The organism is Geothrix mesophila (assembly GCF_022808835.1).
Classification (GTDB): domain Bacteria; phylum Acidobacteriota; class Holophagae; order Holophagales; family Holophagaceae; genus Geothrix; species Geothrix paludis.
In genome coordinates, this window is the sequence record NZ_JAKZLD010000001.1 from 1,111,655 (window position 1) to 1,125,434 (window position 13,780).

The window sequence follows — 13,780 nt, forward strand, 5'->3', positions numbered from 1 at the left end:
GTGGGGCGTGGCCGCGCAAGGGGCGCCGCCCAAGCGAGGCAAGGAAAGCGACGAAGGCGATGGTGGACCCATCGTCGAGGAGCTTGACGCAGCATCGCGCCGGGCGCCGCCCCTTGCCCTCCGGGACGCTGCCCAGCCGCACCCCTGGCTGCGTTGCCGGCCTCGAACGATGTCCCGCATCGCCCTTCGGCCGCCGCCTTGCCATGAGCGCGGCTGGGCAGCGTCGCGGCGGCGTCCCACTTTGAAAACAGGCCCTAGTACTCGTTCGCCAGATCCCCGGCCCGCACCTGCTTCTCGAAGGGCTGGAACGCGGGCGCGCCGGCGGACTGGGCGATCCACTCGGCCACGCGGATGCCGTCCACGGCGGCGGAGGTGATGCCTCCGGCGAAGCCGGCGCCCTCCCCGCAAGGGTAGAGGCCCGGGTGGGTCACGGACTGCCCGTCTTCCCCCCGCAGGAGCTGGATGGGGCTGCTGGTGCGGCTCTCGATGGCCAGCAGGATGGCCTGGCTGCTGGCGAAACCGTGGATCTTCCTGTCGAAGGTGGGCAGGGCGCCCGCCAGCTGTTCCCGCACGAAGTCCGGCAGGCAGGTGCGCAGGTCCGCGGCCACGGCGAAGGGCTTGAAGCTGGTGCGGGGGAGGCGGCCCGTGCCGCGACCCTTGAGGAAATCCTGCACCGACATGGCCGGGGCGCCGTAGGTCTCGCCCGCGGCGCGGAACGCCGCCTGTTCCCACTTCCGCTGGAAGTACATGCCGCCCAGGAGGTGGTCGCTGCCGAAATCCGCCGTGTTCACCTTGGCCACCAGCCCCGAGTTGGCGAAGCCCGAGTCGCGCTTCTCGTTGCTCATGCCGTTCACCACCACGCCGCCTTCCTCGCTGCTGCACTGGATGACCTCGCCGCCGGGACACATGCAGAAGCTGTAGGCCGCGCGGTTCAAGCCGAAGTTGCAGACCAGCTTGTAGTCCGCGGCGGGCAGCGAGGGATGGCCCGCGCTGGGTCCGTACTGGGAACGGTCGATGAGGTCCTGGGGATGCTCCACCCGCACGCCCATGGCGAAGGGTTTCTGGCGCATGGCGACACCATGGCCGTGCAGCATCTCGAAGGTGTCGCGGGCGCTGTGGCCCGGCGCCAGCACCAGAGCCTCGCAGGGGATCTCCTCGCCGTCGGCCAGCACCGCGGCGCGGACGCGGCCCTCCCCGTCGAAGCGGATGTCCGCCAGGCGGGCCCGGAAGCGGTACTGCGCCCCCCGGGCCTGGGCCTCCTTCCGGATGAGCACCGTGCAGCGGCGGATGACATCCGTGCCCACGTGGGGCTTGGCCAGGTAGAGGATCCGGGGGTTCGCCCCGAAGCGCACGAAGGCCTCCAGCACGTAGCGGGTGGCCGGGTGGCCGATGCGCGTGGTGAGCTTGCCGTCGCTGAAGGTGCCCGCGCCACCTTCGCCGAACTGCGCGTTGGCCTCCGGATCCAGCACCGCGTCCTTCCACAGGCCCGCGATGGCCTGCACGCGCTCGCCCATGGCGGGGCCGCGCTCGAGCACGATGGGCTCGATGCCGTAGTCCAGCAGACGCAGGGCGCAGAAGGTGCCGGCGGGACCGCTGCCCACCACCACGACCCGGGGCCGGCGCGGCGGCGGGGCCACCGCATAGGGCGCCGGGGCCGGTGCCACGTCCAGCTTGAGGCCACCGGGCAGCGCCCCCGGCTCCAGCCTCCGGTCCGTGTCGAAGCTGACCGTCGCCAGGAAGCGGATGGCGCCCTTGTGACGGGCGTCAAGACTGCGGCGCTCGAGGGTGACGGCCTGATATTCCTCCGGCTTCCCCCCCAGGGCATGGGCCAGGGGAACAGCCAGGTCGAGCGCCTCTTCCCCCAGGTTGAGCGGCAGGTTGGAAAAAAGGTAGCGCATGAGGCCTCGGCAGGGGGGCCTCCGAGGCCCAAAGCCAGCTACCAGCGTAGCGGTCAGCCCTGCGAATCGAGACAGAATCTCTTGGATACAAACCCGTGACACTCGATGCAGAATGGGGGCATCCCCTTACGCCGCGCACTGCGGCCCACCCCCCAGGAGATTCCATGCGCCGTTCCATCCTCCTCCTCGCCGCTGCCGCCTTCCTGTGCACCGTGCCCGCCATGGCCAAGCCCACCACCGTGAAGGGCGCCAAGTGCACCACCTGCCACGAGGGCGCCCCCAAGGACAAGAAGTTCAATGCCGCCGCCGCCAAGATGGTCGCGAAGTACAAGGAAGCCCAGTGCAAGGACTGCCACGGCTGGGCGGACGGCAAGTTCACCACCACCAAGAAGTAGTCTTCCCCGAATCTCTGAAAGCGGCGCGGAAACCTTCCGCGCCGCTTTTTTATGAATCGATCGGGGTGTACCGCTCATCTGACCGCCTTTCCATGGACAATCGAGTCGGTGTTTCCCCGGGAGGCGCTGTGGAACCGAAGGTCCTGAATCGGGTGGTGGTCGCCGGCGGGACAGGGTTGGTGGGCCGGCCACTCGTCCGCGATCTTCTGGACCTGGGGGCCCAGGTGCATGTGCTGACCCGTCGCGTACCGGCCGCGGATCTGCCCGCGGGCGCCCTCGCCCACGGATGGGAGGACCTTCCGGCCCTGCTGGACGGCGCGGACGCGGTCATCAACCTGGCGGGCGAGGGCATCGCCGACCAGCGCTGGACGGTGGCCCGCAAGGCCGCCATCCGGGAGAGCCGGACCCAGGCGACCCGCCGCCTCGTGGAGGCCATGCGGGACTGCCAGAAGCCACCCCGGGCTCTGGTGAACGCCTCGGCCATCGGCTACTACGGGGCCCGCGACAGGACCCCCGTGGACGAAGGCACCGCGCCGGGGACCGGGTTCCTCGCGGAGACCTGCCGGGATTGGGAGGCGGAGGCCATGGCCGCCTCGGCGATCGGGGTGCGCGTGGTCCGCATCCGCACCGGAGTCGTGCTGGCCCGGGAGGGCGGCGCCCTGCCGAAGATGGCGTTGCCGGTGCGGTACTACCTCGGCTGTGCCCTCGGGTCGGGAAAGCAGGGCCTCAGCTGGATCCACCGGGATGATCTCGTGGCCATGTTCCTGGAAGCGGCGCGGAACGACGCCTGGGAAGGCCCCTTCAACGGCACGGCGCCAGGGTTCCTGGACAACGAGGCCTTCACGGATCTCCTGGCGCGGCAGCTACACCGCCCCCTCCTGCCTGTCCCCGGACGCCTCACCGCGGCCGCCATGAAAGTGGTGCTGGGCGACATGGCCGACGCCCTGCTGCTCCAGGGCGCCTTCGTGGCTCCGGCCCGGGCCAGGGCCCTGGGCTTCGAGTTCCTGTTCACCGAGGCGGCCGCGGCGCTGGCGGATCTGCTGTGATCGAGCTCAGGCCCTGACCAATCCCCCAAACCGGGCCATGATGCGCTTGTCCCCGCCCTGGTCGAAGCGGACGGTGTAGGTGAGGCCTTCGCCGCGGCCGGTGGCCGCCAGCACGGTGCCCTCCCCGAAGCGCGGGCTCCTCACCCGGGTGCCCGCCTCGAACGCCGTCGGATCTTTTGCTTCGGCGGGTTCAGGGAAGCTGCCGCCATCCGGCTCCGCTGGTGGAACCTCCTTGACGCGGTCGAAGAAGCTGCGGATGCGCTGGAGCTCCGTGGCCACGGAGGACCCACCGGCGCCCCGGGTGAAGGAGCTGCCGGGCCGCACGCCCTCGCCGGACTGGTAGAGCTCGGTACCCCAGCGGATGGGCGCCGCCAGCGTCTCCGCGGGAATCTCCCTCAGGAAGCGGCTGGGCATGGAGAGCATCTCGGTGCCCATGACCCGCCGCCGCCGGGCCGCACTCAGTGTCAAGCGCCGCTGGGCCCGCGTGATGGCCACGTAGAAGAGCCGGCGCTCCTCCTCGAGTCCCTCCGGCGTTTCCCGGGCGTTGCGGTTGGGGAAGACATCCTCCTCCATGCCGATGACGAAAACGTAGGGGAACTCCAGACCCTTGGCGCAGTGGATGGTCATGAGGCTGAGCTGGGCGGATTCCTCCACCTGGTCCGCGTCCGCCGCGAGGGTGATGCGGTCCAGGAACTCCGACAGGCGCAGGCCCAGGGATTCGGATTCCGCCGCGGCGCTGAGGAACTCCTCCAGGTTGCGGATGCGGCCCTCGGCCTCCAGGGTGGCCTCGTCCTCCAGGCTCTGGAGATAGCCGCTCTCCTGGAGCACCCACTTCACCAGGCCCGAGAGGCCCTGGGCCTCCCGCTCGGCGGCGGCCCGGTGGAACAGCTCCAGGAACTTGCCCATCTCCCGCTGGGCACGGCCCTTCAGCTCGCCCGACCGCAGCAGCACCGCAAGTCCCTCCAGGGGCGTGCCGCCCTCGGGGATGGCGCCCTCGATCTTGCCGAGCGTGGTGGGCCCCACGCCCCGCGTCGGCGCGTTCACGCAGCGGCGGAAGCTCACCAAGTCGAAGGGATTCGAGACGAGGCGCAGGTACGAGATCAGGTCCTTCACTTCCTGACGCTCGTAGAACTTCACGCCGCCCACCAGCCGGTAGGCCAGGTTCTGGGCGCGCAGGGCCTCTTCCATCTGCCGGGACTGCCAGTTGGCGCGGTAGAGCACGGCCACCTTGGCCTCGGGATCGCGGTAGCGAAGCTCCTGGATGCGCTGCACGACCCACTCCGCCTCCTGGCGCCCCTCGTCCGCCAGCTTGAAGGTGATGGTCTCGCCCTCGCCCAGGTCGGTCTTCAGAGCGCCCTTGCCCTCCACGCGCTGGGAGTTGTTGGAGATCACCTCCGAGGCCGCATCCAGGATCTTCTTCGTGGAGCGGTAGTTCTGCAGCAGCTCGATGCGCACGGCCTCGGGGAAGTCCTGCTGGAAGTCGAGGATGTTGCGGATGTCCGCGCCTCGCCACCCGTAGATCGACTGATCTTCATCGCCCACCACGCACAGGTTGTGGTGCCGCTTGGCCAGGTGCTGCACGAGCAGGTACTGGGCGCGGTTGGTGTCCTGGTACTCGTCCACGAGGATGAACTTGAAGCGCTCGCCGTAGGCCGCCTGCATGACGGGGTCCCGGAAGAGCCGCTCGGTGTAGAGCAGGAGGTCGTCGAAGTCGCAGGCGCGGTGGTTCCGCAGGCCCTTCTGGTAGAGGTCGTAGGCGTCCAGCACCCGGCGCGTCCAGGGGTCCAGGGCCTCCTCCCGGGCCTCCTCGGGCAAAAGGCACCGGTTCTTGAAATCGCTGATCAGCTCAAGCACCCGCTTGGGGTGGTACTGCTTCTCGGGCAGCTTGAGTTCCGCCAGCACCTGCTTCATGAGGCTCTTCTGGTCGGCCGGATCGAAGATGACGAAGTCCCGGCCCACGGGCGTGCGCTCGCCCTCGCGCCGGAGGATGCGGGTGCAGAAGCTGTGGAAGGTGCTCACCCACATCTGCGCGGCGGGGACGGAGACGAGCCGCTGCACGCGCTCCCGCATCTCCTCGGCCGCCTTGTTGGTGAAGGTCATGGCCAGGATGGAGCCGGGATGCACGCCCTCTTCCTCGATGAGCCAGGCGATGCGGCGCGTGATCACCGTGGTCTTGCCCGACCCCGCCCCCGCCAGGAGGAGCAGGGGACCGTGGGCATGGCAGACCGCCTCCCGCTGGGGCGCGTTCAGATTGCGGAGCAGGGGGTGATCGGACGGATGGCGGGACGCATCGGGCATCCCTTCATCCTATCGGCCCGTCCCCGCCTTCGGCGCGATGGCTTTGCCCTTCTCCGCCTTCCTGAGGACATCCTTCACCAGGAGGGCCGCGTCGTCTTCCGTCAACCTGGCTTTGAAGGAAGGCATGACAAGGCCGAAGAAGATGCCTTTGCGGATGGTCTTGATCATGTCCGCGTCGGTCTCCTTCGCGACCTTCTTCGCATCCGTGAAATCAAAACCGCCCAGCTTCTTCCCCTCGGCGCTGTGGGCGGATCCGTCGGGTCCGTGGCACTTGACGCAGTTCTCGGCGAAGAAGGCCCGCAGCTCGTCCACGGATTTCATGGGCGCCTGGGCCCCGAGGCCGATCGGGATCAGAAGGGCGAGGACCATCACACCGGCTCGCATGGCCACCTCGATGAATGTTGAAACACGTGCCCAGCATGGGCCGGAAGCGGGCCTTCGCAAGGGTCCCTCAGGGTTTTTTATGCGCAGCCAGGGGACGCAGCACATCGGCCACCAGGCGCCGGGCCTCCCCCTCCGAGAGCTGGCGGCCGAATCCCGGCATCGCCCCCCTGCCCTTGAGAATGGAAACCGCCAGTGCGGCGTCCTCCTGGCGGGCGAACCAACGACCATCCGCGAGGTTCCGGCCTCCCAACCGGGCCCCGTTGGGCCCCCGTCCCGTGCCGTCCACCCCGTGACAGACTAGACACCGCTCCCGGTAGAACTCGCGGAGATCCCTCGCCTGGGCGGCCGAGGGGGCAGACAGGGCCACCAGGAGCGGTAGCGCGGCGAAACGGATCCCCATGGCTCGACGCTACCACGGGCCCGCGGGCCCCGTTAGGCTGGAACCCTGCGCCCGTGGCGGAATGGCAGACGCCGCGGACTTAAAATCCGTTGCTTGATATTGATTTCATTAAACTTATTCTACGTAAAACCTTTTCAGCTACATTTCAGCTACAAAGCTCAACAAACGGCATTGAGAACGATCACCGAAGTCTTGTTGGTGCGGGTGGTGGGACTCGAACCCACAAGAGATTGCTCTCGGCAGATTTTAAGTCTGCTCTGTATACCGTTCCAGCACACCCGCATCCGCTTAGTTTACTTCGCTAGCTGGATCTCCTGTTGGGCGGAGTGAAAAGTTCAGGCTAGCAACCCGAACATCAACCTCTGCGTCGCCGATGTTCCCCTCGAACACGTCGCGGCCCTCGACGGTGACCACCCGAACAAATCCGCGCCCAATGGTGTTGATCATCCAAAGGTCGCCCTCGATCTGACCCTCTACTGGGAAGCCCTGCCCCTGGAGAGTCACCGGCTGGCCCGCCTGGATCAAGGTGAAGGCGGCGTCCGAGATGCTGATCTCGTGAAGGTCGAAGCCGTAATCCACCGTCAGGCGGATCAGAGCGACTCCCTCGCGAAGAGCATCAGGTGCCGCCGCCCGTCGGGGTCAAAGTCGCACCAAAGGATGTCGAAGACGGGCACGTCCTCGGTGAGGGCGCGAATCACCAGGTTGGCGCAGCCATCGGGGTGCCGGAGGATGGGCCGGACGTTGACGAGGTTGACCCCGAGGGTCATGGGGTTCGGGTCCTTGACTAGCCAGTCTCGGACGTGGGCTGAGATCAGGAGGGGCGCCCTGCTGCCCCAGGCGGGATCTCGAGGTGGCACCATCCCCCTCTCCTGAATCGGAAGCAGATGAACCCTGTAACCCGCCTCAGCCAGGGCGCCTTCGAGGAATGCGACCCGCTCATCGAGCAGGACGGCCTGTGGTGGAAGTTCGTCTTCCCAGGGCCTATTGATGGCCTTGATCAAGTGGATACCCATTCAGCTCCAGAGGATGTAAGGCAAGGCGCTGAGGGTTACATGGGCCCAAAAGGCAAACTCCCAGATCAGGGATGGGCCCATGTGCAGTCGGTGGATCCGGTGCACCTCGACAGCGCGGAACCCGGCCCAGAGGGTCGCCGTCGCGCACAGGCGGAACGCCCCCGCGACCACAAGGGCAAGGACATCGCGCCCACCGAGACACCGAAGAGCGTGGACGACGACGCCGGGCTCGCGGACCCCCTGGACGATCAGCAGGCCCAGGCTGACCCTGGGCAGCCACCGGGCCCCCAGGGCCCGCAGCACCCAGTCCGAGGTCCTCAGCGGAGTCCCGGCGACCAGGAGGCGGCCATGTAGACGGAGCCGGAGACCCAGGCAGACAAGAGCCCAGAGGACGACGAATGATAGGGCGATGGCCGTCAACTCCCCCTCCGAGTTAGGTCGTCGAAGGGGAGCACCGTGACCGAAGGCCAGTGGATGCACTTGTGGGCGTAGCCCACGAAGGTGGGAACGTAGAGGGACCCGCCCTGGAGATTTACGAAATCATGCCCTGGGGCTGGGAAGAAAATTGGCATTTTACATACACGGCATGCGGTCCTGTTCTGGCATTGGCACCGAGAAGCCTTGGTCCCTGAGGGCCAACCGCAGTCGGGACAAGCCCGTTCAGCTAGTGCAGGGTTAAGGGTTTCTAAGGGCGTTAGAGGTGGAGCACCGGGCGCCAATTTCCACGTCCGCCCGTCCGACAAGGCCAGCCAGCCGCTCCCATGGTGTGCGTGGCGACGGAGCGTGGCGACTAGCCCTTCCGTGTCCTGCTTTCCAGGTAGTTCCCAGCACGTCCACCCGGGCAACTTGTCGAAGTCCTTCAGGAGGAGGAAGGGACGCCGCATCGGCAGGTCCTGTGTCGGGCGTTTCCAGACTGGGAACAGGAACGAGATGTCCCCGGCCTCGATGACCTTCTGGGCCTCGCCGTAGACGAAACTGATGGACTCCCCCGTTCGCAAGCAGTTGAACTTCGGCACCGACGCCGGGCCCAGGGTCGCCTTCATGAAGGGGATGACGGCACGGATCGCCGTCTCGGTATCCATCGTGAACTCGAAGGTCACTTCGCCGGGGCCGTGGCCCCGCGAGCGGATCAGACCGTTGTCCATGGCGAGCATGAGGATCTGGCGGCGCCCGGGTCCGTCGAAGGGGCGGCGTATGGCCTGGATCGCTTCGACGACATCCTCGGGGAGCCCAAGCTCCCGTGCCTGATTGGGGGTTGTAAGCCAGAGGCTATGGTCCGTTATGAGGTGGTATTCCCCGGTCGCGGCGACGATCCAGAAGCCCTCCCTCAATTACCCTCCTCCAGACATGGGTATTCACGCCGCCCGGAGGCGACTCCGCCTTAGTAGGGCCTCAAAGCATCTGGATGGAGGGAATGTGGGTGGTCGGGCCTATATCCCGATGAGTTTGATCAAGGCGATCTGAACCTGGCCCGCGACCAGCACGGCCCTCTGCTGACCTCGGGCAAGCTGGACGAAGGTCACAGCATCAGCATCTTGGACCTGCTTCTGTTCGGTGATATGGCTACCGCCACTTCACGCCCCGGACTTGGACGTGGGCATCACGGTGGTAGGGGGCGATGGCAAACTCGATCTGCTGGGCACCGCCGGGAGGAATCCGGAAGAGGGTCTTCTGGTAGTTCTCCAAGATCACACCGGAAGGGCTCACCAGGTCGAACTGCACAAGGGCATCAAGGTCACGGTTGCTGATGTTCTTCACGAGCCCTTGGACGCGGACGTACGAGCCGTCGGCGATGTCCCGCCGGTTGAAACTTCTCTTCCTGCTCCGTCTCATCCCCCTCACCGAGCGAAACTACAACATGGTGGAACTGGGCCCGAGGGGCACCGGCAAGAGCTATGTCATCCAGGAGGTCTCCCCCTACGCGGCTTTGTTGACTGGCCCCACGACGGTGGCAAACCTCTTCGGACACATGGGCGGCAAGCAGAAGGGCATGGTTCAAATCTGGGACGTTGTTGGCTTCGACGAAGTGGCCGACCTCCAGAAGATGCCCAAGGAAGTCATCACAACGATGAAGACCTTCTGCGAGTCCGGCACCTATCAGCGGGGCCAGGAGGCTGCCTCAGGCGATGCTTCCATTGCCATGTTCGGCAACACCAACCAGCCCATTGAAGTGATGGTCCAGAGCGGCCACCTGTTCGAGCCCATGCCGGATGTCATCCGGGACGACATGGCCTTCATCGACCGCCTGCACTTCTACCTCCCAGGCTGGGAGATCCCGAAGATGCGCAACGACATGTTCACGGACCACTACGGCTTCGTGGTGGACTACCTGGCTGAGGCCCTGCGGGAGATGCGGAAGCACAACTTCACGGAGGCCATCGACCATCACTTCGCCCTAGGTGCCCACCTGAACGCCCGCGACCGGAAAGCTGTCCGGAAGACCGTTTCCGGCCTGCTGAAGATCCTCCACCCCACCGGTCAGTGCACCAAGGACGAGCTGGCCGAGTTGCTGGAACTGGCCTTGGAAGGACGGCGGCGGGTTAAGGAGCAGCTCAAAAAGATGGGCAGCTTCGAGTATTACCACACCAGTTTCAGCTACACGGTGCAGGAGACCGGAGAGGAAAGGTTCGTCGGCGTCCCCGAGCAGGGTGGCCGAGACCTGATCTCCCAGGACCCCCTGGCCCCTGGCACGGTCTACTCTGCCAGCGTGGGATCAGACGGCACCGTGGGGCTCTACCGAATCGAGGTGAGCACCTCCGCAGGCACCGGCAAGTTGAAGCTGGCAGGCGGCGTCTCGGGGCTCACGAAGGAATCCACCCAGAGGGCCTTCAGCTACCTGCTCAGTCACAAGGGGGAACTGGGTGCCGCCCGTGACGTGGACACCAGCGACTTCCACGTGGAGGTCATCGACCTCCTGAACAACCGCATGGAGGCGGAACTGGGCGTGGCCTTCTTCGTCGCCTGCCTGTCCGCCATCCGAAAGGCTCCCATGTCCCCGGCCATGCTGGTGCTTGGAGACATGAGCATCCAGGGGAACATCAAGCCCTTGAGGTCCTTGATGGAGCCCCTCCAGGTCGGGTTGGACAACGGTGCCCGCCGAGCCCTCATCCCTCTGGAGAACAAACGCAGCTTCCTGGAAGTCTCCGGCGATGTGATGGAGAAGGTGGACCCAGCCTTCTACAGCGATCCGAAGACGGGGGCCTGGAAGGCGTTGGGGCTTTGAATAGCTGAAAAGCCTAAGGGACCCTCGATCGTTGGAAAATGGGGAACTGGAGAACCAGAACTCGGTCTGGCTGAACCCCGGAGTCGTTCTGTGTGCCTCACGGCCATCGCCTTTTCCTCCGAACCACGCTCGGCTCTGCCCATGCGAACTCGAAGAACTCGCCCATCGCTGGGATGTTCGCGAGGTCGCCATGGACCTTCTGGCCCACCTCATCGGCGCGGTAGGCAACAGCCTCGACGACGGTCCGTAGGGACACGATCAACTCGACCAGAGCTATCGTCGCGTATTTACTTGCAACATCCAGGGCCGCGACGCGGGAGACGAGGTTGCGGAGGTCCGGAGTAACTTGGTTGAGGTCTGAGATCAGCGTGAACACCATCGACCCGACCTTCCTGTCCATCAGCTTTCCCATGGCCTCTACCCGGGCTCGCTCCTGAGCAGTAGCACAGTCCCGAAGGATCCCCTGGGCGAGTTCACCCCAAGCCCTCAAAGGGTCTGCGCATGACGAGGAAGGCTTGCCTATCAGGTGGTTGATGTTCGAGTAACGACCATCGGTATGGGCAAAGTCGTTGAGAAAAACCATGGTTCGATACGACACAGACAATGGGCCATGCTGATCAAGAGCATCAATACCCAGTGATAACCCAATCTTCTTGGCTACCGCGAAGAGATTGATGAGCTTATGACCAAGACCTTCGATGTCCTTCTTTGGAGGGGGTCGTAGGTCGTGGCGCCCCATGTAATCGAGGATCACGATCAGCTTCATCATCCGCTCGAACCCGATGGATAGCTCGAAAAAGGCCGAGTAGAAGAGCCCCTTCTGACCGTCCCCGAGGTTGGCATGGCGTAGAGCTGTCAGCCCGTTGCAGAGGCAGGCTTGGGCGAGGAGCCCCTCATGCTCAAGGACGTGGAAGGTTGGGGTGAAGTAGATCTCGCCCATGGGCACAATCTCCTCCGGCTCACGCGGGGGCCGGACTCCAGGAGTATCGCCTACCCGATCCCGCCACCGTAGTGGTTGGGAGAGGTTGTCCCTGGGGGCCAGACCGAGCATCTGTCGATCCTGGTCCCCAGGGAACATTGATTCGTTATTGGGTTTTCTCAGATTGGGCTCGCTGGCTGCCACCACATGGGCCCACGTTTTTCGGATGGATCCTCGGGTGTGACCCCGGCCTGATGTTCGTCCTCAGGCACATAACGTCGCGGATTTTGATGCGTGGCGCCGCGTGCTCGCCAACTGGGATTTTCGTTGGGTTCGGGAGATGGGAGATGGGGGAAAGGGGTGTGTTCTAGTTGCACTTGCCGTCGTAGTTGTTCTGGTCGGTGCTGCCGGGGCAGTCAGATCCGCTTCGGGACGCCCGCGTGACCGTAGGTCCGCCAGTTGTCCAGAAGGTAGGCAGAGGCGCGAGTGGCCAGGATGTGCCCGGTGTCCATCAAGGCCCCGCACTCGACGCACTTCGTGCGCCGCAGAACGGGAATGAGGGTCACCGGATTCAGCCGCAGCTCAATCGGGGCTCCACAGAGGCACTTCTCGACGCTCAGGGTCTTCATCAACCGGAGGGTGTTCCGTGAAACCCCCGCCTTCTTGGCGTAGACCAGGGCGTCGTCGATCTCCCTCTTGACCGGGGAGACCACTGCGAACCGGATAGCACCTACCGCCTGCCCGTGTCGCAGTTCACGGCGGATCTTCGCATTGGCATCGCGGAGAGCGCCGGGAAGGGAAGGCACGAACGTCTCATCCATGGCCACTGTGTTGGCCTTGGGGGAGACGACGTGCCGGTAGAAGTCCCGGGCGAACCCGGGGGTAATCAGATCGGAGATGGCCACCTTGAGGGCCACGTCCTTCTTGCCGTTCGCCTGGGTGATCACCACGTCCATGCCTGTCGGGTTCACGCAGACGCTGATGTCCTGGATGGTCCCCCGGTGCTTCACGCGGGAGAGGCGCTTTAGGTCGTCCAGGGGCTTCTTGGGCTCCAGGTGGGTGTAGCGGACAGCGTAGCCGCCGTGGGAGAGGCGGCGGACCCGGGCGTGCACGACGTTCTTCGGGTTGATCCCCTGGGCCTTGAAGACCTGCTTGACCATCGGCACCAGGGGGCCGATGACGGGGAGCTGCTTCATCCTCGCCTGCGTCTTCTTCCTCAGCGGGTTCTTCGACTTCGCCCGCTTGGCCATGTAGTCCTGGACGACCCAGGAGATCAGCTCGGCGTGCGGGCCTCGTTGCCAGCCGCCGCCGAACGTCCGGCTCAGTTCCCGATTCACGTTGGCCATCCGACCCAGGCGGTCGATGTCCACCAGAGCGTTCTGGGCGAGGAGGACGATGTCCAACGCCGCGTTCCCCTCAGGGTTCAACCGCTTGGGAGTCCGCATCGTCTTCCGGCGGAGGACCGCATCCTGCCGGGAGATGACCGGGGAGTGAGCGTGGGTTGAAGTGCGTGCCTGAGGCATGAGTGGGAGTCCTGGTTCGACCTGGATCCAGTGTAGGTCGCTATCGAACAGAGCGCAATGTAAATTATTGAATATGGGTATGATAGGAGTGTGGCAATCAGGAGGATGTAGCACTAGCTACTCGCGTTTCTCGTGATCGGAAGGTCTATGAGGACACCTTGAGGATTACCGGTTGGTGGGCCAAATACGTCCCCGCCTCTTCGGGAGGGATCTCACTGAGATCCTCCACCGCAGCTCTCCGGGCGACTCTGCCCTCCCGAGCTTTCCAGCCTCCCTGCCGTGCTCGTGGACGGGGTGGAGACCGGGGGGACACCCCGGGGGAGACGTGGGCGAAGCCCTCGTCGGGGGCAGAGCCCCCTGGTGAGCGGGGCGGGAGCCCCGGAGGGGGAGACGGGGGACGAAGTCCCTCGTCGGGGGCGGAGCCCCCGGGGTGTGGGGCGGGAGCCCCACCAGGGGTGTGGGGACGGAGTCCCCACTGCTCTTCCCCCACACCCCCTGAAAGATCAAAAGAAGAAAAGAAGACACACAGTCTTCCTTCTTCTTACATCGTCTAGTTGCACTAGCCGTCGTAGTGAGCGGAGGGTTCCCTGAAAAGCCAACAGGGTTTACCCCCGCGCCGTTGCTGTATCTCCGTCGATCAGGTCTCCTACCTTCGTGGAGAACCCCGGATGGCCCCGATGG

14 protein-coding genes and 1 tRNA gene are annotated in these 13,780 nt (G+C 65.3%); 3 read left to right on the plus strand and 12 right to left on the minus strand.

What is annotated here, in order from left to right:
- Positions 1-254: 254 nt before the first annotated feature.
- Entirely contained in the window at positions 255-1,898 is a 1,644-nt protein-coding gene (locus tag MLG87_RS05095; RefSeq protein ID WP_243294116.1) for an NAD(P)/FAD-dependent oxidoreductase, read from the minus strand.
- A 164-nt stretch (positions 1,899-2,062) separates the two neighbouring features.
- Here MLG87_RS05095 and MLG87_RS05100 point away from each other — a divergent pair, with 164 nt between their 5' ends.
- Together MLG87_RS05100 and MLG87_RS05105 are read left to right on the plus strand one after the other, a co-directional pair.
- The gene (locus MLG87_RS05100; RefSeq protein WP_243294117.1) at positions 2,063-2,293 is read left to right on the plus strand and encodes a cytochrome c3 family protein; all 231 of its coding nucleotides are present in this window, start codon (positions 2,063-2,065) and stop codon (positions 2,291-2,293) included.
- Positions 2,294-2,421: 128 nt separating this feature from the next.
- Positions 2,422-3,339, plus strand: a complete 918-nt coding sequence (locus tag MLG87_RS05105) for a TIGR01777 family oxidoreductase (RefSeq protein WP_243294118.1) — start codon at positions 2,422-2,424, stop codon at positions 3,337-3,339.
- Between the two features lie 6 nt (positions 3,340-3,345).
- On the opposite strand, the gene MLG87_RS05110 is transcribed toward MLG87_RS05105, so the two are convergent.
- The 9 genes from MLG87_RS05110 to MLG87_RS05150 all read right to left on the minus strand — a co-directional run bounded on the left by MLG87_RS05110 (position 3,346) and on the right by MLG87_RS05150 (position 9,267).
- A complete protein-coding gene (locus MLG87_RS05110; protein ID WP_243294119.1) occupies positions 3,346-5,637 on the minus strand; it encodes an ATP-dependent helicase in 2,292 nt (763 codons plus the stop codon).
- A 9-nt stretch (positions 5,638-5,646) separates the two neighbouring features.
- The gene (locus tag MLG87_RS05115; protein WP_243294120.1) at positions 5,647-6,021 is read right to left on the minus strand and encodes a c-type cytochrome; all 375 of its coding nucleotides are present in this window, start codon (positions 6,019-6,021) and stop codon (positions 5,647-5,649) included.
- Positions 6,022-6,088: 67 nt separating this feature from the next.
- Positions 6,089-6,421: a c-type cytochrome gene (locus tag MLG87_RS05120; protein ID WP_243294121.1), complete on the minus strand. Its 333-nt coding sequence runs from the start codon at positions 6,419-6,421 to the stop codon at positions 6,089-6,091.
- 196 nt (positions 6,422-6,617) lie between these two features.
- Positions 6,618-6,703 (minus strand) — tRNA-Leu (locus tag MLG87_RS05125).
- A 6-nt stretch (positions 6,704-6,709) separates the two neighbouring features.
- Positions 6,710-7,000 (minus strand): hypothetical protein, encoded by a 291-nt coding sequence (locus MLG87_RS05130; protein ID WP_243294122.1) that lies wholly within the window; start codon positions 6,998-7,000, stop codon positions 6,710-6,712.
- A gap of 11 nt (positions 7,001-7,011) precedes the next feature.
- Positions 7,012-7,281, minus strand: a complete 270-nt coding sequence (locus tag MLG87_RS05135; RefSeq protein WP_243294123.1) for a hypothetical protein — start codon at positions 7,279-7,281, stop codon at positions 7,012-7,014.
- Between the two features lie 153 nt (positions 7,282-7,434).
- Positions 7,435-7,854: a hypothetical protein gene (locus MLG87_RS05140; protein ID WP_243294124.1), complete on the minus strand. Its 420-nt coding sequence runs from the start codon at positions 7,852-7,854 to the stop codon at positions 7,435-7,437.
- Positions 7,851-8,765 carry a hypothetical protein gene (locus MLG87_RS05145; RefSeq protein WP_243294125.1) on the minus strand — a complete coding sequence of 305 codons (915 nt, stop codon included), beginning with the start codon at positions 8,763-8,765 and terminating at the stop codon, positions 7,851-7,853. Before MLG87_RS05145 ends, MLG87_RS05140 begins: the two co-directional genes overlap by 4 nt.
- Before the next feature lie 232 nt (positions 8,766-8,997).
- Positions 8,998-9,267: a COG1470 family protein gene (locus MLG87_RS05150; RefSeq protein WP_243294568.1), complete on the minus strand. Its 270-nt coding sequence runs from the start codon at positions 9,265-9,267 to the stop codon at positions 8,998-9,000.
- Here MLG87_RS05150 and brxL point away from each other — a divergent pair.
- Positions 9,227-10,657, plus strand: coding sequence for a protease Lon-related BREX system protein BrxL (gene brxL / locus MLG87_RS05155; protein ID WP_243294126.1), 1,431 nt, complete (start codon positions 9,227-9,229; stop codon positions 10,655-10,657). The genes MLG87_RS05150 and brxL overlap by 41 nt on opposite strands.
- Before the next feature lie 97 nt (positions 10,658-10,754).
- Here brxL and MLG87_RS05160 read toward each other — a convergent pair whose 3' ends face one another.
- Positions 10,755-11,597 carry a hypothetical protein gene (locus tag MLG87_RS05160; protein WP_243294127.1) on the minus strand — a complete coding sequence of 281 codons (843 nt, stop codon included), beginning with the start codon at positions 11,595-11,597 and terminating at the stop codon, positions 10,755-10,757.
- A 395-nt stretch (positions 11,598-11,992) separates the two neighbouring features.
- Positions 11,993-13,021: a hypothetical protein gene (locus tag MLG87_RS05165; RefSeq protein WP_243294128.1), complete on the minus strand. Its 1,029-nt coding sequence runs from the start codon at positions 13,019-13,021 to the stop codon at positions 11,993-11,995.
- Positions 13,022-13,780 lie beyond the last annotated feature (759 nt).

Coding starts and splice junctions, on each gene's coding strand:
- MLG87_RS05095 (WP_243294116.1), bottom strand. CDS start 1,898: ATGCGCTACCTTTTTTCCAACCTGCCGCTCAACCTGGGGGAAGAGGCG.
- MLG87_RS05120 (WP_243294121.1), bottom strand. CDS start 6,421: ATGGGGATCCGTTTCGCCGCGCTACCGCTCCTGGTGGCCCTGTCTGCC.
- brxL (WP_243294126.1), top strand. CDS start 9,227: ATGTCCCGCCGGTTGAAACTTCTCTTCCTGCTCCGTCTCATCCCCCTC.
- MLG87_RS05165 (WP_243294128.1), bottom strand. CDS start 13,021: ATGCGGACTCCCAAGCGGTTGAACCCTGAGGGGAACGCGGCGTTGGAC.
- MLG87_RS05160 (WP_243294127.1), bottom strand. CDS start 11,597: ATGGGCGAGATCTACTTCACCCCAACCTTCCACGTCCTTGAGCATGAG.
- MLG87_RS05135 (WP_243294123.1), bottom strand. CDS start 7,281: ATGGTGCCACCTCGAGATCCCGCCTGGGGCAGCAGGGCGCCCCTCCTG.
- MLG87_RS05115 (WP_243294120.1), bottom strand. CDS start 6,021: ATGCGAGCCGGTGTGATGGTCCTCGCCCTTCTGATCCCGATCGGCCTC.
- MLG87_RS05100 (WP_243294117.1), top strand. CDS start 2,063: ATGCGCCGTTCCATCCTCCTCCTCGCCGCTGCCGCCTTCCTGTGCACC.
- MLG87_RS05110 (WP_243294119.1), bottom strand. CDS start 5,637: ATGCCCGATGCGTCCCGCCATCCGTCCGATCACCCCCTGCTCCGCAAT.
- MLG87_RS05150 (WP_243294568.1), bottom strand. CDS start 9,267: ATGAGACGGAGCAGGAAGAGAAGTTTCAACCGGCGGGACATCGCCGAC.